General features: G+C 52.4%; 1 protein-coding gene. It reads left to right on the top strand.

The window, feature by feature from the left end; all coding sequences use genetic code 11:
- The coding region (locus VT06_RS16930) for an ABC transporter ATP-binding protein (protein ID WP_369796929.1) at window positions 1-717 on the top strand (717 nt) is incomplete at both ends.

Raw genomic sequence — 717 nt, 5'->3', positions numbered from 1 at the left:
ACCAAGCTTCGAAGCAAGCCGCAAGCGGCAACGAAAACAGCCCTGAGCGGCCAGGAAACAGCCCTGAGCCGCTAGAAAACAGCCGCGAGCCAATGATTAAAATTCGTAACCTTACCAAGAGCTACCAAACGGGGCCGATTAACACCCAGGTATTGCACGGTATCAATATTGATATCAATGCCGGTGAATTTGTGGCCATCGTGGGTAGCTCGGGTTCAGGTAAATCCACCCTCATGAATATTCTTGGGTGCTTGGATAAGCCCACCACTGGTGAATATCATTTCCAAGGCCAAGCGGTTGCGGATATGAACGTAGATCAGCTGGCGAGCCTGCGGCGTAGTGCGTTTGGTTTCGTATTCCAGCAATACAATTTGCTGGGTGGGGCCACCGCGCTAGCCAATGCAGAGCTACCGGCCGGTTATACCTCTATGGGCTCGGAGCAGCGCCATGAACGTGCTGAGCAATTACTTACCCGGTTAGGCCTTGAAGATCGCATGCACCATAAGCCTTCAGAGCTTTCTGGCGGCCAACAGCAGCGGGTTTCTATAGCGCGTGCGCTGATGAACGGTGGCGAAATCATTCTTGCCGATGAGCCAACTGGTGCACTCGATAGCCAAAGCGGTAAAGAAGTAATGGCGCTGCTCAAAGATTTATCAGCGCAGGGCCATACCATTATCTTAATCACCCACGATCATGAAGTGGCAGCCCATGCTGATC

The sequence above is a fragment of the Arsukibacterium sp. MJ3 genome (genome assembly GCF_000987765.1).
Taxonomy (GTDB): Bacteria; Pseudomonadota; Gammaproteobacteria; order Enterobacterales; family Alteromonadaceae; genus Alishewanella.
The sequence above is the reverse complement of the archived record's forward strand: the minus strand, read 5'-3'. Positions and strand labels throughout refer to the sequence as shown.